At 47.4% G+C, this 546-nt stretch carries 2 protein-coding genes; both read left to right on the top strand.

Going from position 1 to position 546, the window contains the following annotated elements; translation table 11 throughout:
• Nucleotides 1-253: hypothetical protein (locus ACLJRU_RS23395; RefSeq protein ID WP_079961231.1), on the top strand; the 253-nt coding region annotated here is incomplete at its 5' end.
• 154 nt (nucleotides 254-407) lie between these two features.
• The coding region (locus ACLJRU_RS23390) for a DinI-like family protein (protein ID WP_136022887.1) at nucleotides 408-546 on the top strand (139 nt) is incomplete at its 3' end.

The following is a 546-nucleotide window of genomic DNA, read 5'->3' as shown; positions in this document are numbered from 1 at the left end:
CAGGAAGAAACCTGCGTTCACTGACCTGTACCAGACTGGTGTTCTGACGCGTATAGCAGCCGTTAAGACTGACAGTGGCGGCTGGCGCCTGTTTGGAGTGTGGCGTGATCAGGATATCGCTGTATTTGTGGAAGCGGCGCGCGGCGGCATCCGGGAATGGTCCGGTTTAAATTATCTGGCTGAGTTTGTGTTCAGTTGCGGCATTAGTCTCTGGGAGGTTCACAACAAGACGGATCGGAAAACTCCGGCATGAAGTGTTGCGTCATAACCCGCTGCGGCGGGTTTTTCGCCTAAAATCTGATATGAAACAACATGCTAGCTTTTGCAAAAAGTGCTATTCACCTCTTGAATATTCTTTCTAACAGGCATACTGTGTTTATATACAGTAGTTAAATGTAGAGGGAATTATGAGAATTGAACTTGTTATCAGCCGGACAAAACAGCTTCCGGAAGGTGCCGTTCCTGCGCTTGAAAAAGAATTAATTACCCGTCTCCAGAATCAGTATGAAAACTGCAACTTAACCATCCGTCGAGGCAGTCAGGATG

The organism is Salmonella sp. SAL00653, assembly GCF_046552515.1.
Lineage (GTDB): Bacteria > Pseudomonadota > Gammaproteobacteria > Enterobacterales > Enterobacteriaceae > Salmonella > Salmonella enterica.
The sequence above is the reverse complement of the archived record's forward strand: the minus strand, read 5'-3'. Positions and strand labels throughout refer to the sequence as shown.